Origin of the sequence: Flagellimonas onchidii, from assembly GCF_004804315.1 — a bacterium.
Lineage (GTDB): Bacteria > Bacteroidota > Bacteroidia > Flavobacteriales > Flavobacteriaceae > Flagellimonas > Flagellimonas onchidii.
Genome location: NZ_SRXX01000029.1, coordinates 1 through 22,262, shown reverse-complemented (window position 1 = coordinate 22,262; position 22,262 = coordinate 1). Strand labels below are relative to the sequence as shown.

Annotated in this window: 19 protein-coding genes; 10 read left to right on the top strand and 9 right to left on the bottom strand. The window is 35.6% G+C overall.

Translation table 11 applies throughout. The features are described from left to right. Positions 1 to 97 precede the first annotated feature (97 nt). Positions 98 to 1,333 (bottom strand): site-specific integrase, encoded by a 1,236-nt coding sequence (locus E4661_RS18310; protein ID WP_136468915.1) that lies wholly within the window; start codon positions 1,331 to 1,333, stop codon positions 98 to 100. Between the two features lie 387 nt (positions 1,334 to 1,720). On the opposite strand from E4661_RS18310, the gene E4661_RS18305 reads away from it, so the two are divergent. From E4661_RS18305 to E4661_RS18295, 3 genes are all read left to right on the top strand, one after another. Then, positions 1,721 to 2,917: a site-specific integrase gene (locus E4661_RS18305; RefSeq protein ID WP_136468914.1), complete on the top strand. Its 1,197-nt coding sequence runs from the start codon at positions 1,721 to 1,723 to the stop codon at positions 2,915 to 2,917. Positions 2,918 to 2,977: 60 nt separating this feature from the next. After that, positions 2,978 to 5,404 carry a DEAD/DEAH box helicase family protein gene (locus E4661_RS18300; RefSeq protein WP_136468913.1) on the top strand — a complete coding sequence of 809 codons (2,427 nt, stop codon included), beginning with the start codon at positions 2,978 to 2,980 and terminating at the stop codon, positions 5,402 to 5,404. Between the two features lie 347 nt (positions 5,405 to 5,751). Continuing rightward, a complete protein-coding gene (locus E4661_RS18295; protein WP_240751547.1) occupies positions 5,752 to 6,381 on the top strand; it encodes an AAA family ATPase in 630 nt (209 codons plus the stop codon). A gap of 97 nt (positions 6,382 to 6,478) precedes the next feature. On the opposite strand, the gene E4661_RS18290 is transcribed toward E4661_RS18295, so the two are convergent. Then, the gene (locus tag E4661_RS18290; protein ID WP_136468912.1) at positions 6,479 to 7,078 is read right to left on the bottom strand and encodes a DNA cytosine methyltransferase; all 600 of its coding nucleotides are present in this window, start codon (positions 7,076 to 7,078) and stop codon (positions 6,479 to 6,481) included. Between the two features lie 707 nt (positions 7,079 to 7,785). Between E4661_RS18290 and E4661_RS18285 the strand changes: the two genes are divergently transcribed. The 5 genes from E4661_RS18285 to E4661_RS18265 are packed head-to-tail and all read left to right on the top strand — an operon-like array spanning position 7,786 to position 10,071. Beyond that, complete coding sequence (locus E4661_RS18285; protein ID WP_136468911.1) at positions 7,786 to 8,283, top strand: toprim domain-containing protein; 498 nt, start codon at positions 7,786 to 7,788, stop codon at positions 8,281 to 8,283. Further along, positions 8,270 to 8,533 (top strand): hypothetical protein, encoded by a 264-nt coding sequence (locus E4661_RS18280; protein ID WP_136468910.1) that lies wholly within the window; start codon positions 8,270 to 8,272, stop codon positions 8,531 to 8,533. The genes E4661_RS18285 and E4661_RS18280 overlap by 14 nt, the downstream gene beginning before the upstream one ends. Then, the gene (mbpA, locus tag E4661_RS18275) at positions 8,530 to 8,811 is read left to right on the top strand and encodes a mobilization protein MbpA (RefSeq protein WP_240751546.1); all 282 of its coding nucleotides are present in this window, start codon (positions 8,530 to 8,532) and stop codon (positions 8,809 to 8,811) included. The genes E4661_RS18280 and mbpA overlap by 4 nt, the downstream gene beginning before the upstream one ends. Then, on the top strand, positions 8,808 to 9,665 hold the full coding sequence (locus E4661_RS18270; RefSeq protein WP_136468908.1) for a relaxase/mobilization nuclease domain-containing protein: 858 nt from the start codon (positions 8,808 to 8,810) through the stop codon (positions 9,663 to 9,665). Before mbpA ends, E4661_RS18270 begins: the two co-directional genes overlap by 4 nt. 10 nt (positions 9,666 to 9,675) lie before the next feature. Next, a complete protein-coding gene (locus E4661_RS18265; RefSeq protein WP_136468907.1) occupies positions 9,676 to 10,071 on the top strand; it encodes a DUF6730 family protein in 396 nt (131 codons plus the stop codon). A gap of 435 nt (positions 10,072 to 10,506) precedes the next feature. On the opposite strand, the gene E4661_RS18260 is transcribed toward E4661_RS18265, so the two are convergent. Genes E4661_RS18260 through E4661_RS18245 form a run of 4 tightly spaced genes read right to left on the bottom strand, consistent with a single transcriptional unit; the run spans position 10,507 to position 16,738 of the window. Continuing rightward, a complete protein-coding gene (locus E4661_RS18260; RefSeq protein WP_136468906.1) occupies positions 10,507 to 11,805 on the bottom strand; it encodes an HlyD family secretion protein in 1,299 nt (432 codons plus the stop codon). Between the two features lie 5 nt (positions 11,806 to 11,810). Continuing rightward, positions 11,811 to 14,009: a peptidase domain-containing ABC transporter gene (locus E4661_RS18255; RefSeq protein ID WP_136468905.1), complete on the bottom strand. Its 2,199-nt coding sequence runs from the start codon at positions 14,007 to 14,009 to the stop codon at positions 11,811 to 11,813. A 30-nt stretch (positions 14,010 to 14,039) separates the two neighbouring features. Further along, a complete protein-coding gene (locus E4661_RS18250; protein ID WP_136468904.1) occupies positions 14,040 to 15,080 on the bottom strand; it encodes a glycosyltransferase family 2 protein in 1,041 nt (346 codons plus the stop codon). 23 nt (positions 15,081 to 15,103) lie between these two features. Continuing rightward, a complete protein-coding gene (locus E4661_RS18245; protein WP_136468903.1) occupies positions 15,104 to 16,738 on the bottom strand; it encodes a S41 family peptidase in 1,635 nt (544 codons plus the stop codon). A gap of 114 nt (positions 16,739 to 16,852) precedes the next feature. Here E4661_RS18245 and E4661_RS18240 point away from each other — a divergent pair, with 114 nt between their 5' ends. After that, complete coding sequence (locus E4661_RS18240; protein ID WP_136468902.1) at positions 16,853 to 19,036, top strand: lantibiotic dehydratase family protein; 2,184 nt, start codon at positions 16,853 to 16,855, stop codon at positions 19,034 to 19,036. 7 nt (positions 19,037 to 19,043) lie between these two features. Next, positions 19,044 to 19,928: a thiopeptide-type bacteriocin biosynthesis protein gene (locus E4661_RS18235; protein WP_136468901.1), complete on the top strand. Its 885-nt coding sequence runs from the start codon at positions 19,044 to 19,046 to the stop codon at positions 19,926 to 19,928. A gap of 109 nt (positions 19,929 to 20,037) precedes the next feature. Here E4661_RS18235 and E4661_RS18230 read toward each other — a convergent pair whose 3' ends face one another. From E4661_RS18230 to E4661_RS18220, 3 genes are all read right to left on the bottom strand, one after another. Next, complete coding sequence (locus E4661_RS18230; RefSeq protein ID WP_136468900.1) at positions 20,038 to 21,249, bottom strand: lanthionine synthetase C family protein; 1,212 nt, start codon at positions 21,247 to 21,249, stop codon at positions 20,038 to 20,040. 132 nt (positions 21,250 to 21,381) lie between these two features. After that, positions 21,382 to 21,573 (bottom strand): class I lanthipeptide, encoded by a 192-nt coding sequence (locus E4661_RS18225; RefSeq protein ID WP_136468899.1) that lies wholly within the window; start codon positions 21,571 to 21,573, stop codon positions 21,382 to 21,384. A 47-nt stretch (positions 21,574 to 21,620) separates the two neighbouring features. After that, the gene (locus tag E4661_RS18220) at positions 21,621 to 21,803 is read right to left on the bottom strand and encodes a class I lanthipeptide (protein WP_136468898.1); all 183 of its coding nucleotides are present in this window, start codon (positions 21,801 to 21,803) and stop codon (positions 21,621 to 21,623) included. Positions 21,804 to 22,262: the final 459 nt, after the last annotated feature.

Genomic DNA, 22,262 nt, shown 5'->3' with positions numbered 1-22,262 from the left:
GCAGACTTTTGAGGATTCCATACTTTTAGCAAAAGAAAAGCTCATCGAATACAATGAGCTTAAAGGTTCTTTTCAAGTGTCAGATTAACCACAACTGTCAGGTTAAGTAGTGGCTAGTACAATTAAGCTCCAATTGATAAGTGTCAAGTACATTGCTCGGCAACGATTTTAGGTAGATTTGGGTAGTACTGAGTTTATTGTGACCCATCATGGCGGAAATTGCTTCTAAAGGAACTTTTTTGAACATGGCATGGGTTGCAAAACTATGTCTTGAAACATAGGAAGTTAAACGCTCTTCAATCTCACATTCTTTTGCGATCTCTTTTAAACCAATGTTGTAACGTCTAAGCTCCCATTGGGCATCTTTGTACTGTAATTCCAAAGTGTCCCGATAGATTATGGGCAATAAGAAACCTGAGGGATTCGGGTTGTCCAGATAGTAATCAATAATGGGTTTAATTTGATTAGTAATAACTATATCGTAGCGTTTTCCTGTTTTACGCCTTTGGAATTTAACACGGCCATCAATGATATTTTCTCTCTTAAGAAATGCCATGTCGATGAAGGACATTCCCAACATCAGATAAGAAAGAATAAAATAATTACGATAGTGAAAATGATTGGAACCAATCTCGGTTTCCATTTCAAGTATTTTCTTGATACTTTCTATCTGAATGGCTCTTTTCTCGGTAGGTTTTGTTTTGATAGTATAATATTTAAAAGGGTATAAGGATTCATCCACCATGCCTTCCTTGATTCCTTTGTTGTATATGGCCTTTATCGTTCTCATATAAGATGCAATTCCGTTGATGGTATTGCCTGGTTTAGATAAATGATTCCTTTCAAATCGTTTTAAGAATTCAAGATTAAGTTCATTGAATTTTAAATCCCTATCGTTTGTAAATACTTTTAGTCGTCCGATTATTCCGGAATAGTTTCTAGCTGTGCCAATCCGTTTTTCCTTTATAAGCTCTTCCGCTTTTTGGAGGCCAAATTCATAAAAGGAGTTTAATCGTTTCCTATTGACTATTTTATCAGCAATATCTTTGGCAGTAAGTCTATCCAATTTGTCGTTATCAGCCAGTTTATTTATAACCTCCTGGGCCTTGACTTGTTTTTTTAATAAAAGGGTATTCACCAGGTGAACTGAGTCAACATCTGGAAAATTTCTTTTTACTTTACATCTGTGATGATCCCAGTATTCCTCTGGCACATAATGGCCTGTTTTTATCGAAGTCGTTTTTCTAAAATGGGTTAACCTCAAAATGATGGGGAAACATCCATTTTGGGTCATTCTGCGGGTGTCCAAACTTAGCTTTATACTTGTGTTCATGAACATAAGTTATAAAAAAATTTGCACGCAATTTGCACGCAAAAAGTCGGTTTCAATTGATTTTAATTGATGATAAAATTTATTAAAATACTGATATTCAATAAAATATATGATTTTTAAAATTTGCTTGTACCCTATTCGATGACGCTGTTAATCAGAGGGTCCTTGGTTCGAGCCCAAGAGGGGGAGCAGATACAGTCCAAATTACAAATGTAGTTTGGGCTTTTTTTATGGACTATATTGAAGTTCAGCAAGTTGTCTGAATTGTACCTCTAGTCGTTTTCTATTCCGATAGTATAATTTCTTCCCATTTCACTTCAAAGCGAGGAGTACAAAAAGGAGTACATACATATATTTCAAGTGTACCATTTTTTAATACGTAATACAATGAATAACAACATACTATATGCAATCTTTATATTGCAAAAAGCACGAATAAATAAGCAAGGAAAATGCCCAATTCGGTGCAGGATTACATATCAACATAAGCGAAAAGAATTTTCGACGGGTTTGTTCACTTTTCCGGAGTCATGGAACAGTAAACGACAGTTAATAAAACCACCCGATAAACAAGCCGAATACATCAACTCTGAACTAAGCCTGATCAAACAAAAAATTGATCGGGCTTTTTTAATGCTCAAAGTACAAGAACGGACTTTTACAGTGGATGACATTTACTTTTCATACTTGGGCAAGAAACCCAAAGAGAAATACGGTGTGTTGGAGTATTACAAAGAATATCAGCAAAAACGGAAGAAGCTAATTGGTATCGAATTGACCCAAGCCACATGGAACAAGTTTGAGTACATAAAGAACGATTTGACCCATTATATCAAAACCCATCTCAACCAACGAGATATTATGCTGGTACAATTGGATATACAGTTCATAAATGATTTCGAGTACTATTTGAAGACAGAAAAGCGGAAACAGCAAATAACAGTCAACAAGAATTTACAGCGTTTTAAAAGTGTTGTAAATAGTGCTGTGGAGCAGAAACTATTGAACCATTATCCATTTGCCCAACACAAGCCAAAACGGGTCAAAAAAGAACTTGTTTTCTTGACTGTGGAGGAACTGAAAACACTTGAGCAACATACCTTTGGTCAACTAAGACTACAGCAAGTCAAGGATATGTTCATCTTCTGTTGTTATACGGGATTGGCTTATCAAGAGATGGCTGCTTTGGAAAAGAAACATATCGTAATCGGTTTCGATGGCAATAAATGGATTAAGATGACCCGAAAGAAAACCCATGGGGTCTTATCCATTCCGTTGTTACCTCTAGCCAAAGAAATCCTACAACAGTACGACTATGAATTACCCGTAATCTCAAATCAAAAGTTCAATTCGTATTTGAAGGAGATTGCTGATGTTGTTGGTATTGAGAAACGACTGACCCACCATATTGCTAGAAAGACTTTTGCAACCACGGTATTACTTTACAATGATGTTCCCATGGAAATAGTGTCTGAACTCTTGGGTCATTCCAAGATTAGCATTACACAAGAACATTACGCCAAAGTAGTACAGAAGAAAGTGAGTAGTCAAATGCAAGTCCTTGCAGATAAACTAAAACCGTAACTGATTTAAAATAAAAATTGATTGGCTGTGTTGTATAACTCTGCAATACAGCCAATTCCTATGAAACAAACTTTAGTAACCCCATTCAACTTTCTAATTCAATATAAAGAACTTAACCATTCTGATTTTCTCGATTATAACTTTGAAGACACAGACAAAACGGTCATAGAGCCGAATGAACAAGGATATATATCCGAAAGATTAAGAGAGACAATAGATTTAACCAAGAAAGATACTACGGTAATCAATGCTGCTGTTGGACAGGGAAAAACGACTGCAATTATTGAGTTGATAGCATCGTACTATCAGCAGAGCCAAATCAGTGCTGATAACTACAAAATTATTGTGGTAACTCCATTTAAGGCATTGAACGATTCCTATCAATTGAAAATTGATTCAAGAATAAATGAAGATGTTTGTTTTAATTATTTGGAGCTAGAAAAACAATATGTCACATCGGATCATTTTCATGCTTTTTATTCAAAATCTGTTCAACTGATATCTATCAAAAGTATTTTGGGTGATTCTGGAAAGTATCCTGCACAAAGCAAAAAGAAAAGGGATTATTATGAATACTTAATAAGACAATGCGGAATTAACGGAGAGAAAGTGATTCTGATTTTTGATGAAATCCATGAGTCCCTAGATACCTTTAAGCCAAAATTTTTACCAAATCTATTTAAATGGAAACTTGTAACCCACAAGGTTATTGTAGCAAGTGCAACTTTTAGTGAGGCTTCAAAAGTTGCAGTTAAGTTTTTCGCTGAGTTGACAGAAAAAAACATTAAAATAATAGAAAGCCAGAGACCCCAAAATGTACAAAATCTAAGTGAACTTCATTTGTGTATTTACGATCAGTATAAATTCAAAGAGGATGACCAATATATAATCGATGTTGTAGAATCCCTTATAGAGGGATGTTCGACGGCAAACATACTTTGCTACTCCAGAAATGTAGCTAAAGAGATAAATTCTTCTCGACTTGGTAGGTTGCTCAGACAGCATTTTGATAGTACAAACTTATGTATAGGAGACGAAGATTCAATTTTCGATTCGGATAGCTGCAATATTGGCACTAAGTTCAAAACAGGTATTAGTATTGAAAAAGAGGATAGCCTATATATTGTGATACTGCCACTGAAGTTTGCTTATTCAGAGGGACGAAACGATGCTTTTGGGATTTTTACTGATAGAATAAACTCATTGATACAAGCATTGGCAAGACCACGGAAAAAATCTCGTATATGCGTAATTATGCCATCCCCATTGGGTATAATAATGACTCCAAATGCTAGTGGCGAATACTTCAAAAGACTTTCACATGGGAGAACTGAATTATCAGAAATACCTTTTAGATATTTAAAACAACAGGACAGCATATTACTGAGTATTTATGAAAGTAAACGAAGAAATATCGAGATTGAGATTGAACAAACAGAGAACTTACCAAATGACATAAAAGCCCAGTTTCCTACATATGATTGGTTCAAAATCAGTGAGGGAGATCAATTGCTATATTCTCAATATCAGGCATATGGAAAAAACCTTTCGAATTACATGTATTGGGCAGCATGGAATAATCAATTTACAAATTGCAAACTTCAAAGTATTATTGAGCCGACTGTATTTTTATTTGAGGAAGGATTTATACAAAAACGACTTTCGCAATACTTTGAGAGTAATGAGATTTTTTCTGAGACTGAATCAGATTTACATATTTACAGGAAAATAAGAGGAAAGATTTTTTCCAATGTTCCTCTTTACAAGTCCTTTAAATCAAAGGAGTATAGCCTATTGGAGTCATATCGAAATTCAAATTTTGAAAAGCAGTTGATTACATTTGTCCAAAGAATACGAAAAACTGATTCAGAAATTCAAAATGCCATTTACCCTCCCGACGGAGAGATTTTTTTCATTTTAGATGGGATGAAAATTTATAAAGATCCACAAGATTCAGTTCCAGAAAAAGAGGCGTATTTTAAAATGTGCATTGCTCACAGTCTTGAAATGGAAAAATACAGGACTGGTTTTAGTAAAGATGAGTCAATGGTGGTAAATGCTTATCTCAGTATATATAAATACCGAGATATTTTATTGAACGAATATTCTTTTGAAGACCAAAAAGGAAATAGATTTTTACCACTGGCAAAAAATTTAAAAATCAATGAGGGGCACCTACTTGAACTGACGGCATCATTTAGTCTTTTAATGGACTTAGATGTTACTCTAAAATGCTTTAGTATGAGAGGACTGGATAAAAACTATAGAACTATATATTCATTTCTTAGAGATTTATTCTTTGATTTTACTAGAACTTCCGATACTATAAAAGGACAAGGCAAGTGTTATCGCATTAATGGACTAAATCAGATGCCAGATATTCAGGATCGTATTAATTTGATATACAACAATGTCTCTCAAAACAATTCTTTTAGTAGTGTTCTAGTTCAAGAAAACGAGACAATCGATATTAATGAGTTGCTCTGATTTTTGTCCAATATTTACTGTAAAGTCATATATACGATTACTATATAAAATGGACATTTTCATATAATAACTAAAATTTATCTAGAATGCATAAAGGTCAACCCAAGAACGGGTTGGCCTTTTTTGTTTTCGCAACAAAAGATTATTAACCTCTAAACATATTAAGATGGAATTAATACAATCACAACGGAAACATTGTAAAATCAAGATGGCCCTACAGGGCTGTTCGGGGTCTGGTAAGACAGACCTTTAGTAGTTTATTATTAGCCAAAGGTCTAGCCAATGGAGATTTCTCCAAAGTTGCTGTAATCGACAGTGAACGGGGGAGTAGTAATTTATATTCAGGGTTGGGCAACTACAAAGTGTTGACCATACCACCTCCATACATGCCAGAAACATATATCAAGGCCATTGAAATCTGTGAAAAGGCCAATATGGATGTCATCATATTGGACGGTATTTCCAACATCTGGAAAGAGCTGCTCGATTTTCACAGCAAACTATCGGGGAACTCGTTTGTCAATTGGGGCAAGGTCAATCCTAGATTAGATGCCTTTATCAATAAGGTGTTTGAAAGCCCTTGTCATATCATCGCTACGATGAGAACCAAACAGGCCTATGTCTTGAATCTTAAGAACGGAAAATATGTGCCGGAGAAAGTAGGATTGAAAGCCATTATGCGTGATGGTATCGACTTTGAATTTGACCTCGTTTTTGATGTTGATAGTACACATCAAGCAAAGGCATTAAAAGACCGTACTCGTCTATTTAAAGATCAACAAAAGTTCATGATTTCTTCGATTGCGGGTACAAAGATTCTGAAATGGGCTAGTATGGAACCTTTAGCCGATAAAGTGTCCAATAGTAAACATCAGAGTGGGCTAGAAATACTAAAGGTACTTGATAATGGAAGTGTGAACGGGTCGGTAAATGGTATACGGGATGTCTCAAAGAGTTTCAATGGTTCTGACCATTGATTTTTGAGTTGATGATGGGTCACCTGAAATATGGTGGCCCTAAACAAAATCTATAATTGACACTACGGATTTATATTTTTAATTCCTGTATTCGATTCTAGGTTGCAGAGTTTAAAATTGCTTTGCCAATTGCCTCCGCATACTTTGGTGGCACAGCATTTCCAATCATTCTAGCTGTTTTTGCAATGCTTTTAGTCTTGAAAACATAATCTTTTGGGAAGGACTGTAATGTAGCTCCTTCCCTAATAGACAAGGCTCTATCTTCTTCTGGGTGTACAAATCTTCCATTAGAGACACTGAAAAATTTTGTTGTGATTGTAGGAGATGGCCTGTTCCACCACAAACGGCCAAAAGTATCTTTAAAAGATTCATCTCTTCCTATAAAGCACTTTAACTGTAATTCGGGGTCATTGGCAAACCCTAATCTATTTCCACCATCCTTTTCTACTTTCTTAAGACGTTCTTTGTTCTTGTCGCTTATACTAGGCACTGTATGATAAAAATCCGTACTATCCTTGTGTCCGGGTTCGATGCAGGGAAATCCGTTGTCGACACCCAATACGTCTTTAACGACAGTTTTTTTACTCTCCGATTTTAGAGGTTCTATTTCCTCTTTTGAAACACGGGAAGCAATTAATGTGAATCGTTTTCTACTCTGAGGAACTCCATAGCTATTTACATTATGTACTTTAAACAGTTATAGCCGGATAACCATTTGGAACAATGGCGAGATCAACCTAGAGGACGCAAAGGGCAGGTATTTTTCTATTACCAAGGATTTTCTGCTCAAAAATTTTGATGAAACGATGACACCTTAAGATAACCCCACTGTTTATCGGCTCTGAATCCGTCATCACTTTGTCATCATTCCGTCATCAAAACAAAGAATGATGACAAAGCCAAAAACCAAAAAAGACAGAAATGAAACGATGAAAAACAGAAATGATGAAACGATGAAAAAATGATGAACCCGATAGGCCCAACAATGAGAGGCCTTTTGAACGGTTCTTCATCAAATCATCAAAATTTTAAAAAAACATAAGCGTATGAAAGAAAAAATATTGAACTGTGATAGAGCCCGCACCCTTTGCATCGTTAGCAGGATGGCAAGGCTAGGGCACTTTCCAGTCAGACAAACAGAAAAAGAAGCTTGGTTCCTGAGTCCGTTCCGGTCAGAAACGCAAGCCTCTTTTAAAGTCTCCCGCACCCTAAAACAGATCGTACGACCATGGAGAGGGAATCGGGGGGAATTTGATCGACCTGATATGTCGAATAAAAAACTATGATGTTCGGGAGGTCTTGGAACTCCTCCAGGACCAAACAGGTTCTTTTTCTTTTCATCAGCCCCTACCAGTCGTGAGGGATAATAAAATCAGTATTCACTATATAAGGCCAATAAGTCATGTGGCATTAATTGACTACATACAAAAGCGTAAAATCCCGTTGAACCTGGCCTCTGGATATATCAAGCAAGTACACTTCGGAATAGGTAAAAAATCCTTTTTTGCTCTGGGGCTACAAAACAAAAATGGAGGTTGGGAATTACGCAATTGTTTCCAGAAACATTGTGCATCTCCTAAGGCAATCACCATAATTGAAAACCATAATCCAAACCTTACCGTTGTTGAGGGGATGTTCGATTTTCTGTCCCTTTTGGTCATTCAACCCAAATGGTTCGATGAATCCGATGTGCTTATTCTGAACTCCCTGGCCTTTGCTACAAAAGTCAATCCCATCTTGGAAAAATATTCCGAGCTCAATTTAGCGTTGGACAATGACAACGCGGGAGATACAGCAACCCAAAATTTAATCGGATTGTATCCAAGAGCTACCGACCGAAGAAATTGTTACGCCAGATTCAAGGATATAAACGAAAAATTAATACATCATGGGCAGGAGTAATTTGGAAAAAGAATTTGAAGCACTTGAAGCTGCAATACATGGTTGGGTGGAAAAGAATAACGTGCCAATTACCCAAGAAGAAGCCATTCCTACTACAACTTTGTCAGAATTGATTGCCCATAATGAGACAGGCAACCCAAAACGTAATTCCGAAAGGAATTCGAGATGTGTGTCTGTGGACACAATCTCGCCCGCTCCCGAAGGTCGCAGGAAAAAAAGGAGCGATTTAAGGGGAAAAGCCAATTGGTGAAATTTCGCTGTAGCACCTATGAGAAAAAGTTGTTGACCGCTAAAGCAAAGCTATGTGGTCTATCCTTAAGTGAGTTTTTGAGAAGGACAGCAATGGAGCAAGCTACCATCGAATGCTTGACCGATGAAGAAATTGAGCTGTATAAGATGTTGGCGAAATATCACAACAATTTCAAATCCATTGGGAATATGTTCAGGGGTAAAAATGACAACCTGACCAAAATGGTATATGACACTGCCAAAGAAATCAAGGAACATCTCAAAAAATTTAGTAAGTGATTGGTAAAGGAAAATACATATCACATACAAGGGCATCCATAGGTTACGGATGGAACCAGGAAAAAAATGCTGAAGTGGTACTCAGGCAACATCTGGTCGGAGATAATCCAAATGAAATTACCCAGGAATTTCAGCGTATCCAACAAATGAACAATGACTGTAAACGCAACACTCTATCATTTGTTATCAGTCCAACGATAAAGGATGGAAAAAAACTAAAAGCTAAAGAGCTCGAAAGAGTGACAAAAGAATTCATTGAAAAAATGAAGCTGACCGAAAGGCAAGCCATCGCATTTGTACATCGGGATAAAGAACATACCCATATCCATTTATATGTGAACCGTATCGACTTTAAAGGAGTTGCCTACAATGACAGCTTTATTGGAAAAAGGAGTCAACAGGCAGCTGAAAAAGTTGCGGAACAATTGCGATTGACTACTGTAAAACAAGTACAATTTGAAAGAGACTTCCAGACCAAAGAGCTGCGTAATGAAATCAAACGTCGACATGAACTGACTTTAAAGCACCAAAAACCCGAAAACTACCAACAGTATTTGGATGGGATGAAAGCCAATGGAGTTGAAGTTAAGCCTAGTATTAATAAACAGGGGCAACTCCAAGGGTTTCGATTTCATTTTCAGGGACACGGCTTTAAAGGCAGCGAAATAAATAGAAACATGAGTATGGCGGGTATTGGGAGAGGTATCGTTCAAAACAGTAGCCCGCAAAAAGTGATTTCTGAAAACAACACCATAGCATTAATGGACAGGAAAGTACCCGTTCCGCAAAAGTTGGTACTGACCATAGTCAAAAAAGCCATTAAAAAAACAATACAAATAGGAATGCGAATTTAAAATCAACTATATGAACAAATTAGAAACCATTACGGAATTATTGGTCAATGAGTTGACCGATTTTGAAAAAAACGTGAATCAACTGAGCAGTCAAATTGATAAGGTAGAATCCTTACGGGTGAAATTTGATGTGTCACCCATCAAAGGTTTAATATCTCAGCTGGAAGAGTTTGGCAGACAAGAAACTGAAAAACGAAATCGATTCTTGGAGCTATTTCAGTACAATCTCAAACAAGCCAAAATTTATCCTAAATGGGCGGTGATAACATTTATAATTTCATTGTTGCTGGCATTTGGAGCATTCTTTTTTGGGTACTATCAAACAACTCAATTAGATGCAGCAAAAGAGCAAAGCTTTCAAAATGGAATTTCAGCCTATCAAGCACATACGAACGATTTTTTTTGAAACCAGTCCTACATCCAAAAAAGAGTATGACAATTGGTCGGGAAACAATCAATGATATTTAAATAATCAAGTCTCAAATTGCAGAAAAACATCAGTTTTTCTATGGTTTTCGTGTAATTCTTTTTTAAGCAAGATTTGTATTTTGTAAGACCTCCCAGAAAAAGGGTAAGGCTACATAGACTTTCACCTGTACTTGTAAATAGAGAAGCTATGCCAAAAACGGACAAAACACAAAGTCAATGTCTCCCTCGCCTACACCTACTGTGATACTTAAAAATATCCATTGACTGTGTAGCCTTCCCTAAAAAAATATTGTCTTCAATATTTTTGGGTAGTGTCTGTTTTAAATGGTCCAAACGATTCATGTATACGATATAGAACGAAATTTTATATTTGTTTTGATTATTCAATTATTCATCCGCATGAATTTCCTTGTTAATATTTGAAAATATCTTTGAACTTGTAAAAGATTCGTTCGGCCACACTCAAATCTTCTGTAATGATCTCTGCGTTTCCCAAAAGCTCTTGGTCAAAGGGAAGTTCCCGGTTATAGGAAGTCATTGTTCCTCTGGGAAGGGAGATATAGACAAAATAGTTTCCCTCTTTATCAGGGGATATGGATATGTTCTTTACCTTACCGGACAATGTACCGTATTGTTGGTATGGGAAGTTGTCCAATTTTACGAGTACTTTTTGGTTCAGGGTGACCTTGCCCGCATTTTGCGAAGGGATGGTCAACTTGCCCACTAATGTAGATCTATCGGTCGGCAATATCGAAAAAACTACCTCACCCGAGTTAATGAACTGATTGGTGCCCCAGAACTCTTGAAAGCTTGCCACTCCCTCTATCGAGGAGGAGAGCATATAGGTGTGTTCCCAATCCCGAATGGCCTTTTTAAGGGTGTTGTATGATTGTGAGAGATTGGCCAAAAAGCGGGTAACATCTTCTTGTTGGTTGATCTGGGTCGTTTTTAAAGTTTGACCGGCAGATGAAATGGCTTCACGCATTTGCGAAATGGAAATGGCCATGGTGCTGATGTTCTTTTCCATCTGGAGGAATTCCAATTTCTTGGTCTCGAACTCCTGTTCGGAGATGACCCCCTTTTCATAGAGTTTTTGATGCCGTTCAAAGTCCTTTTTTTTAAGCCCGTATTCCTGCTCCAAGACCTGTTTTTGCTTGATCTGGTCCTTGAGCCTTAGCTTTATCTCCGCTAGGGATTGGCGGTTTCCCGACAATTGATTGGTGTAAGGATCCAAATCCCTCAAAAGGGAATAGTCCACATAGCTCTTTTCAAAACTGATATAGGCCGTCTCAATATCACCCAGTATGAGATTGGAAGTTAAGCTTATGGGAAATATAAGGTCACTGGACTTTAAGGGAAGTGTGTCCAAAATGGACTTTAAAAAATATACATCACGGGTTCGCGCCGTATTTCGGATAATGGCCATGCGTTGCCCAATCTTAACGGTATCGCCATTCTCAATATAGATGTCATCCAACGCTCCGGAATATCTGGCCACTATCCTTTCAGTTGGCCGCTCAGTGGTGACAATGACCTTGGCCGTTACAAAATCGGGGTACTTGATCATGAAAGAAAGGGCCAGAATGATAATGGTGAACATAAAGATCAAGGTAATGCCCCATCTCACTATCCATGCCGGGGGATTGGTCAGGATTTCCTGTACCTCCTCCGACCTTAGGTTCAACTCTTTCGTACTGCTGTTCTCTGGCATCTTCTTTAGGCATTTAGTTTTTCAAGCTCCAATTGGTTCTTCACCAAATTATAGTAAGCCCCTTTTTGGGCCAATAATTCTTCATGGGTGCCCGATTCGGTTATCCCTCCTTCGTGCATCACCACAATCTGGTCGGCATTTTTGACCGTGCTCAACCGATGGGCAATGATGATGACCGTCCTATCCTTAAAGAACCGGTTCAAATTTTCCATGATGACCCGTTCGTTCTTGGCATCCAGAGCGGAAGTGGCCTCATCGAAACACAATAGTTGGGGATTTTTATAGACTGCCCTAGCGATGAACAACCGCTGTTTTTGGCCTGTGCTCACTCCGATGCCCTCGTTCCCGATCTTGGTGTTGAAACCGAGGGGAAGTGATTGTATAAAATCATAGATATTTGCAATTTTGGTGGCCTTGACCAAGCGTTCTTGGTCAATGGTGTCCTGTCCCACGGCAATGTTATAGGCAATCGTATCGTTGAACACATACCCCTCTTGCATGACCACTCCACAGTGGTCTCTCCATGCCCTATGTGAAATACTGTCCAGATATTGGCCTCCATAGAGGATATTGCCTTTGTTGGGGTCATAAAATTTTAATAGCAGCTTCATCAAGGTAGTCTTACCACTACCACTGGCCCCAACGATGGCCGTAATCTTATTGGCCGGGATTTTCATATCAAGGCTTTTTATAACGTTCTCATCACTGCCCAGGTACCTGAAGAAAACATTCTTGAGAACCAGATTTTGGTCAGGTCTTATTTTGTTGACGAGCTGTTTCTCTTTGTTTTCTTCATCATCCTTATCATGGATCTCTGCCAAACGCTCCATACTGATCTTGGCATCTTGATAGGAACGGATAAAAGTGACCATCTGTCCTATAGGGGCGTTCAATTGCCCGATGATGTACTGGATGGAGAGCATCATTCCCAAGGTAATATTGCCATCGATGACCAATACAGCCGAGGTAAAAGTGATGATGATGTTCTTGAGCTCGTTGATGACCGATGAACCCACGCCTTGCGTCTGCTCCAAGGTAAGACTCTGAATGGATACCTTGAACAGCCTTGCCTGAACAAACTCCCACTTCCAACGCTTCTGTTTTTCGGCATTGTGCATCTTTATCTCCTGCATACCGTTGATAAGTTCAATGACCGTGCTCTGTTCCTGGCTCAATTGGGAAAAACGTTTATAGTCCAGTTCTTTCCGCCTTTTAAGGAAATATAATATCCAAAGGATATAAAGGATGCTCCCTGAGGCAAAAATCCCAAAAATGGCAGGGCTGTAATAAATGAGCACTGCACCGAACACAACCAAGTTGAACATGGAAAACAAAGTGCTCAAGGTGGAACCTGTCAATAGATTTTCTATACGGCTATGATCATTGATCCGTTGCATGATGTCCCCTGTCATCCGGGTATCAAAATAGGCAATGGGAAGCGCCATGAGCTTGATAAAAAAATCGGAGACCAAGGAAATGTTGATCCGGGTACTCAGATGCAACAATATCCAGCTCCTGAAGACCTCCACACTTGTCCTTCCAAAAAATAGCATCACTTGGGCGGCCAGCACCACATAGATGAAGTTGATGTCCTGGTTCTGTATGCCCACATCCACAATACTCTGGGTGAGAAAGGGAAAAATGAGCTGTAACAGACTGCCGACCAGCAGCCCAATGCACAACTGTACCAGTAATCCCTTATACTTAAAAACATACTGGAAAAGGAAGCGGAGCGATTTTTTGTCGGTATCTTCCCAGTGCAATTTCTTGAATTTTGGGGTCACTTCCAAGAGCAGGACGATGCCCTCCTTGGTATGCTCGGTGGCATTGTTGCCGATCCAGCGGGCCAAAAATTCTTCTTTGGTATAGGTGATCAGTCCATAGGAAGGGTCGGAGACATGTACAATACCCTTTTTTATCTTGTAGACCACAACAAAGTGGCTTTTGTTCCAATGGACAATACAGGGCAGGGGAGCATCCTCCAATTGTCCATAATTCAACTTTACCCCCAGGGACTTGAATCCAATGGCCTCGGCGGCATCGCTCAACTTGAGAAGATTGCTGCCTTCACGTGTGGTCTCGGAAAGTCCCCGTATTTCCTGTAGTGAGATTAGCTTGCCATAGTGTTTCGCAATGATTCGTAGGCAGGTAGGACCACAATCTTTAGCATCAGGTTGCCTATAGAAAGGAAAGGGTTTCTTCAATTTAATTAACAATTATGAATAATTCTCATATTATACATTCAACTTAACAAATTTTTGGTGTTTTAGTTGGGCTTCAAGAACGAGTAACTTTTTTAAATAATAATCCCGTATAATCTCATCACAAGTATTGATAGTACTAGTAAATTCTGATATTATAAATAAACTTTCACTATTCAAATTGTCAGACTTTAAATAAATACCCAGTTTTTCTTTTAGTCCTTTATCTTCTTTGACATTAAGGGGTAATTTCGAATATATTTCTAAACAACTAGCCAGCCCAAATAACAAAAAACGTATTGAAAATTCGTTTAGGTATTTTTCGTGTAAGCCATTAGTTTTCATGAAATCATATAAGTCCTCATATGCACCTAGCATGTCTAAAATTTTTTTCTTCGAATATGTTTGCGTTATTGAATTATGAACAAAAAAATTATAGTTATAAAGTGTTTTTGGTACAATCATTATTTTTTTTGAATAGTAAATTGCTTTAGCGGAAAAAAAGATATCCTCGTAAAAAGTCCCTTCCTGAAACAAAATTCCATTTCCAACTATCAATTTTTTAGGAAAAATATAAATCCAAGGTAAATTCAATACTCCATTTGTCATTACTAAAAAATGATAAAAAGCATTTTGTAAAATTCCCTTATGGCATGGGATTCTATTTCTTGTTATTGCATTATTCTGCAAGTCTTGAAAATGCTCTGTAAATCCAAAAAGAAATAAACGTTCAGCGTTATTTGGTCCATTTAAGCATTTTTTGAGAATTGAAAGAGCATTCGATTCAATCCAATCATCTGAATCAACAAACCAAATAAAAGTTCCGGCGGCTATATTGATACCTTTATTTCTCGTGGCTCCAGGCCCCATATTTCTAATATTCCTTAAAACCTTAATGTTCGCATTTCTTTTTTGAAATTCTTTGATAATTTCCAAGGAATTATCTGTTGAATAATCATCAACAACGATTATCTCAACATTTTTGCAATCTTGCTTAACAATTGAAGAAAGACATCTACCTATATGTGCAGACTCATTAAAAACAGGTATAATTATACTTACTAAGCATTCCATTTGGTTTAAAGCACAGAGTGAGTTTAATTTACTTTGTTGGCTATATTTATAGCTTCTTCTAAAATGATATCATTTCCAGATAAGACGTCATCATTATTAGGTGACAATTCAATGTTAACTTTCACTCCATCACCATACAGCGGAATGTTTCCAGGATAATCATATCTAACGCAGGTAAACCATGTTTCATATCCTCCAATGAACTTTATTTTGCTGACTTCTCCATTTGCCCCAGAAGTTTGATTCCCTATGGTCAATACATTTTTTTTTGCTTGCAATCTCATTGCTATAAATTCTCCTCTACTTTGTGTGTTCCCATTAACAAGAACAACAATCTTTCCATTGAATTTAGTTTTCTTTTCCTTCGGACTAGTCTTTAAACTCTCACTAACAAACTTACCGGGCTTAGTGGAATCAACGTAGGATTTAACCGCAAAATAAAGCTGATCAGTAATTAAATAAGTTTGAAGGTTATAAAAAATTGCACTGGGATATTTTCTCAAATCAATGATTATTGATTTGGTTTTAATCAACTTCCGCATTGCCTTGTCTAGTTCATCAGGATTTATTGTTGATAGATCAATATATCCGATATCGTCATTAACAAAATACCAGCCTTTAGTTTTATTTCGTTTATATAGTTTATTGAATTCAATTCTAGAATATTTTGGTACTTTCAAATTTAACTTCTTACCTTCTCTATCAATTGTTAGATTAGCGAAATTTTGATTTTCACATAGAATTTCTAATAACGCTTTACTTACAACCCTTTTTTCATTGGATGCCGAATAAAAGTCTTTTCTAGCTTCTATTAAATTTAAAATATCATTTCCGTTAATTTCATATATAATGTCTCCTTTTGACAAATCATATATCTTGGAAATTGAATCATTGTAAAGCTGAGTTACCACGGGCAATCCGTCGACAATCTCAACTTTTGCAGGTAAAAATTTATATTCCCTTTTAGGCACAATTAGAGAGGCATGAGAATCAGATATTTTGGCAATTAACTTCTTAAGGAGTATTTCATATTCTTTATCATTTTTACATTTCTGAAAGGGAATGATCATTTCTGCAAGTACTTGATCCCAATCAATTTCTAAAAGTTTTTTGTGCGGATTAAAATATTCTATGCTATTCCAATAACGGAATAAACTCAATAGCCTATGGTTAGTATTGGGAAAAACACTATCTATATGATTCTTTTCATTCTTAAATTCTACTACTCCTCTTTTGTCTATTGAATAATAAAAATGTTCTTTATTACAATTTTTTGCCAAACCATATAATTTCTTTTTTAATCCGTTAGCTGATTTCCAATTTGGATTCTCAACCCAATCTAAATCCATGCTATAAAGGTCACTACCTTTATTGCATTTAATTTGTCCTCCATATTTCCCGAATGAATCAATCCAATTTTCTAAGGCTTCTATAAACTCATCGTGGTTGGCCGTTTTTTCGGTTTCAGCTAGAAAATCAAATAGTTTTTCGTCAATATCAAAATTTCCTTTTGAAACATTAGGGTGATAATACTTTACCAATCCCCAAACTTTACTTACATAAAATAATCTTTCATGATTAAAACTTTCGAAAGATTGAGAAAATAAGTTCACATGAACTATCGCACATATCAGGGAAAAAATAATTCTAATCTTCATCTATAGTAGAATATCGTTACACTTTCAATCACCTTTTCAATATTGGTTACTCTTTACAATACTGTGTAGGATTTTTTTTAGATTTACTACATAAAAATATGTCTTTAAAAGTATATGAAAAAATGCCCGTATAAAATTTTTGATAAAACTATTCTGAGAACACCTACATTCTCGATATCAGATTATTTTCTTACACTTTCAAAAATTGAACTTTCCGAAGAAACCTTTAAAGAATTGATGCAAGACCCTTTTTTTAAGGAAGCAATTTTCTTAGCCTCTCCATCTTTTTTACGAGAAATAGAAAAATTGCTTAAATCTCCTTGTAGTTTTAGTGATAAAAAAAAGGAACAAATCCAATATTCCCTATTAAAGTATTTTAGCAGGATTAGCTCTAGATGTACTCCTTTTGGATTATTTGCAGGAATTTCAATAGGCCGATTTGGTAAGGAGACCAAAATCGTTACAAGACAAAAAGATATTAAAAGGAGGACGAGATTGGATATGGATTACTTAGATGCATTGAGCAAAGACCTAGCAAAGAAAAGTACGATTAAAAATCAAATTCTCTTTTACCCAAATTCTAGTATATACAAACTTGGAAAAGAAGTTAGATTCGTCGAATACTACTATAATAATGGAAAACGAAACCATGATATAGTTTCTGTAGAGTTTTCAGATTACATAAACAAGGTCTTAACGGTTTCTAAAAATGGAGCAACTATTTCCACCATTTCTAACTCATTGCTAGAATTCGATGATGATATAAAGAACTGTATTGAATTTGTCGATAATTTGATTGAGGCACAACTTCTAGTTAGTGAGCTTGAACCGTCAGTATCAGGTCTTGAGTTTGAAGAACAATTACAAAAAAAATTAGAAAAAATCCATAATATTGAATTTATACAAAAAAAATTTAATGAAATAATTAAAGATTTAAGGCTTTTGGATTCAAAAATGCCAAATACCCCAGATAGTTATACTAAGATTTCTAAAAAAGTTGAGCAATTGGGAGTTCCTATTGATTTAAAACATTTGTTTCAGGTTGATTCTTATATTGAAACTGAATCGAACACTTTATCCCAAAAAATCAAGTCGGACATTTTAGATTCTCTTATTCTGTTAAACAAATTGGCCCTACCCAATCCTAAAAGCGTATTAGATACTTTTAAAGATGAATTCATAAAGAAGTATGAAGAAAAGGAAGTTCCCTTGTTGCAAGTTTTGGATATTGATACAGGAATAGGCTATGGTAAATCCAATAACCATGGAGACATTAACCCGTTAGTAGATGATTTAGTTACCAATAACATTAATAATAAAAATTATATTGAAATAAAATGGTCACATGTAAATTCTAAGCTAAGAGACCTGTTGATTGAATGTTATATCAACAATGATTACTGTATATCTCTTGATAATTTTGATGTTTCGGATTTAGAATCGGAATGGGACGATTTACCCAATACAATTTCAGCAATTGTTGAAGTTATAAATATCGATGGAAAAGAGATGGTCAAATTTGGAGGAGTGGGTGGTTCTTCAGCTGCAAATTTACTAGGTAGGTTTTGCTATCTCCATAATGATGTTTTGGAGTTCACAAAAGAGATTGTTGAAAAAGAAAAAGAATTGAATAAGAATGAGATTATAGCTGAAATTGTTCATTTACCAGAAGCAAGAGCAGGAAACGTATTGATGAGGCCTGATTTTAGAGAATACGAAATCCCTTATCTTTCATCGTCTGGAAAGTCGGCATCAAATAAGATTACTCCTGAGGATATAATGATCTCAGTAGAGAAAAACGAATTGAAATTGAAATCAAAAAAAAGTGGAAATCAAATTAAAACAAGATTATCCAATGCCCATAATTTTCCAAATAGCTCATTACCAGTGTACCATTTTTTAGGAGATTTTCAAACTCAGGGCATGAGAAATGGTATCGGATTTAATTTTGGCCCCTTTTCCGATGATTATATATTTATCCCTAGGGTTACCTATAAAAGTACAATTCTCCACTATGCTACCTGGAATCTTACTTTTCGACATCTAAATGAATTAAAAAAAGATACAAGCTCTTTCAGAAGAAAATACAAAATACCTGAACATGTTGTCCTAAGCGATGGCGACAACAAAATTCTGATATGTTTTAATAATGGAAAATCCAGGCAGATGTTTTTTAGGATTACAAAAAATAAATCTAAAGTTAAAATATCAGAATTTTTATTTAACGAAAGAACCATGGTCCATAGTAATGCCAATAAAAAATATACAAACGAGTTTATAATCTCATTTTACAAATAAGCACACCATGATAAAAGAGTTAAAAACTCCCTTAACTGATTTTATAATTGGCTCTGAATGGATTTATTATAAAATATATACCGGGCCTAAAAGTGCAGATAATATTTTGATCAACACTATTTATCCATTAATAGAGTCTCTTTATAAAAGAAAGGTAATTCTTAAATGGTTTTTCATTAGGTATTCGGACCCTGACTATCATATAAGAATAAGATTTCTTTTAAATTCCCTTGATGATTTTAATTCAGTTATAAAGGAAGTCCACGATAGTGTAAAAGAATTATATTTAAATGGAATCGTCGATAATATTATTTTGGATACTTACAAACCCGAGTATAAAAGATATGGGGGAATTACAATGAAATACGTCGAGTCTGTATTTGGAGCTGAAAGCAATATGATTTTAGCGTATTTATCATATGAAAAAAAAGAAACACTTAAAAATTATGAGTCCCGATGGCTGTTTGGCATTAAGGCAATAGACCATCATTTAGATTTGTTTGGATATTCTAATCAAGATAAAACTAATTTGTTGTATTTCCTTAAGGAGTCATATAAAAATGAATTCAAAGGCTCCATTTTTAATATTGGAAAACAACTAGGCACAAAGTCAAGAATCCATAAAGAAAAAGTCCAACAGGTTATTAATTCAAGTTTTGCCGCGAATTTCCTAGAAATCAAAAAAAAACAGGCCCAGAAACCAATATCTGATATTGTCCATTTAAAAAACAGAAATGACCTTGAAATGAGTTTAAATGAGCTAAATTTAAGCCTACTACATATGCTTATCAATAGGCTTTTTAAATCAAGAAACCGATTGTACGAATTGGTTCTTTATGATTTACTTTATTCATATTATTTTGCGATGACCAAAAAAAACGTTGGACATTAGCAATATCAAATTTCCAAACCCTATAATTCCCCAAAAATAGGGAAGCCTTCAAAAGGGGTAAGTCTTCACTAATGTTAATTTACAAATTATGTCCGGGCCACTGTTAAGTTTAATCCAAAAGGAAAAAAGAATCCCAATTCAATTGATTGTCTTCTAGTAAATAATCTAGGAGCATAACGCCGACACCAATTACTCCATCCAATAGGCCAATGGCATTTTCGTGCTTGTTGTCACCTAAATACTTTTGGTACCCCGCTAAACCAATATCATTATCTCCCTTTTTAAGTGTAACCTTTACAAAATGTTGATACAATTCATTAAATGCACTATTCTTAGTTATTTGCCCCCATTTCTTGTTTAAATATGCAACACTAGCCGAACCATGACAAAAACAAGCATCTGTTAATGGTGATAGTTGAGCTTTTATGAAAGTATCTCTGTTTAAGGTTTTTAATGCTATTTGTATAGCTTTATTTATTATGTTTTTATCTCCAAGTGCAATCCCTCCCCTATATAAACTCAAGGAAGCAGTTTGGTCTCCATAACACCACCCCATCGGGATTTCATAATTCGCAGTATAAGGACTTATTGCAATTGCTGGAAAACAAGAAATAGAATTCTCATCCTTTGATTGAAAACTCAATAAACAATTAATACAATTTCGCAACGTATCTCTTATAATATCTTCTTTTTCAAATTTCATCAATGCTTTTGCCAATATTGCGATATAAGAACCATGCCCATGGGCTAAACCACAGTTCGTCTTATGAAGACTATTGTCAATATGTCGAACCTCGTGAACTTCATTAGATTTATCTATTTCACTATTTAATACATTGCACAGCATGTAAAATAAATGCTTGGTCCTTTCAGTTAACAAAGAATTTTTTTCAACTCTAGTAAGTAAATAGTATGTAGCGCCAAAGGCTCCATGAAGGAAATCCAAATCTTCGGAAGACTTGATTCTATCTTCTGTATAGGTAAAAATGTAATCATCTATTTCACATAAACTTTCATCTACTTCTAGTGTGTTAAAACAACCTGTTTTTTTAATATAATTTATCATAAAGCCAACGCCTGCAAGGCCATTACAATATGTAACTCCATAGTGGGCCGAGTTGAGCATTTCAAAAATTTCCGAAATAGCCAGATTGGCTTTTTCAATGTATTTAATATCTCTGGTATACTGATTTAACAAATAATAAAATATTGGTAATCCACCAATCCCCGAAAATAAAGAAAAGCTATTTTCTTTAACAGGAAGTTCAGCCAATACCCGTTCTATTTCAAATACTTTTGCGGAGGCAAGCGATTTATGCATATTCAGTTAATATATATTCCTTATTCGGAAAACAAATGACACTTTCTATCGTCTATTTAAAAATCTAAAATCCACTAAAAAAGGTTGTCAGTTCATAAATCTGACAACCTTCATAAATTTAAACAAATCTTATTAATAACCCGGAGGACATAGGGTGCCATCAACTGGAACAGATTGTGGACAATGGTAACTATCAGATCCTGAAGAGCACCAACAACACGTAAAGTTGTGCTGCGTACTGTGGTTGGTTCCTCCACCATTTATGGAGCTAGCTTGCTCCTTTGTCAATTTGGCAATTTTCTCTTTGTTCAATTTTAACTTCATGATTAAATATTAATGGGTTAAACAATAAAATTCTCTGTAAGCAAAATTTAATATCCTGGTGGGATACATGGACTTCCACAAGTATCTAAATTTGTAACTCCACCGGTATTAGTGCACCAGCAACACGTAAAATTGTGTTGCGTACTGTGGTTGGTTCCTCCTCCATTTACGGAACTGGCTTGCTCCTTTGTCAATTTGGCAATTTTCTCTTTGTTTAATTTTAACTTCATAATCATTAAGAATTGAGTGATAAGAAATGAAAGAAAATACGTATACTTAAAAGTAAGTATAAAGAATTAAATGTGTGGTTTTTTTTAAAATTTTTTTAACCTTAGCTCTCTTAGATTAATCCGTGTTTTGAGGTATCCTAAAAATAGAAGTGCTGAAACTAAGTCCCAATGGTATATATGCGATTGTATGTCGGTTACAATTATTAAAGATTCGGCAACATTTTTGCTTTCACTTATTGACATTAAAATATCCTAGAATCTAAAAGCCTAGCTGTAAATAAAAAAGCTTTGCATGAACAAAAGGAAATGCAAATAATAAAGAACAGAATTAGATTAAGTGTAATAGTTAAGACTTAATCTGACAATCTTAATAAATTAGTTTAACCCTTAAATTAGATTTGTCAGATGAGTACAGAAGAAAAGATCATCAAACCAAAGTTAGGATTATTAGAACTTGCC

Excerpts from the sequence above, each read along its gene's own strand:
- E4661_RS18265 (WP_136468907.1), top strand. The coding sequence starts at position 9,676 with ATGAACAAATTAGAAACCATTACGGAATTATTGGTCAATGAGTTGACC.
- E4661_RS18260 (WP_136468906.1), bottom strand. The coding sequence starts at position 11,805 with ATGCCAGAGAACAGCAGTACGAAAGAGTTGAACCTAAGGTCGGAGGAG.
- E4661_RS18280 (WP_136468910.1), top strand. The coding sequence starts at position 8,270 with ATGGGCAGGAGTAATTTGGAAAAAGAATTTGAAGCACTTGAAGCTGCA.
- E4661_RS18250 (WP_136468904.1), bottom strand. The coding sequence starts at position 15,080 with ATGGAATGCTTAGTAAGTATAATTATACCTGTTTTTAATGAGTCTGCA.
- E4661_RS18240 (WP_136468902.1), top strand. The coding sequence starts at position 16,853 with ATGAAAAAATGCCCGTATAAAATTTTTGATAAAACTATTCTGAGAACA.
- E4661_RS18235 (WP_136468901.1), top strand. The coding sequence starts at position 19,044 with ATGATAAAAGAGTTAAAAACTCCCTTAACTGATTTTATAATTGGCTCT.
- E4661_RS18245 (WP_136468903.1), bottom strand. The coding sequence starts at position 16,738 with ATGAAGATTAGAATTATTTTTTCCCTGATATGTGCGATAGTTCATGTG.
- E4661_RS18225 (WP_136468899.1), bottom strand. The coding sequence starts at position 21,573 with ATGAAGTTAAAATTGAACAAAGAGAAAATTGCCAAATTGACAAAGGAG.
- E4661_RS18310 (WP_136468915.1), bottom strand. The coding sequence starts at position 1,333 with ATGAACACAAGTATAAAGCTAAGTTTGGACACCCGCAGAATGACCCAA.
- E4661_RS18220 (WP_136468898.1), bottom strand. The coding sequence starts at position 21,803 with ATGAAGTTAAAATTAAACAAAGAGAAAATTGCCAAATTGACAAAGGAG.
- E4661_RS18230 (WP_136468900.1), bottom strand. The coding sequence starts at position 21,249 with ATGCATAAATCGCTTGCCTCCGCAAAAGTATTTGAAATAGAACGGGTA.
- E4661_RS18300 (WP_136468913.1), top strand. The coding sequence starts at position 2,978 with ATGAAACAAACTTTAGTAACCCCATTCAACTTTCTAATTCAATATAAA.
- E4661_RS18305 (WP_136468914.1), top strand. The coding sequence starts at position 1,721 with ATGAATAACAACATACTATATGCAATCTTTATATTGCAAAAAGCACGA.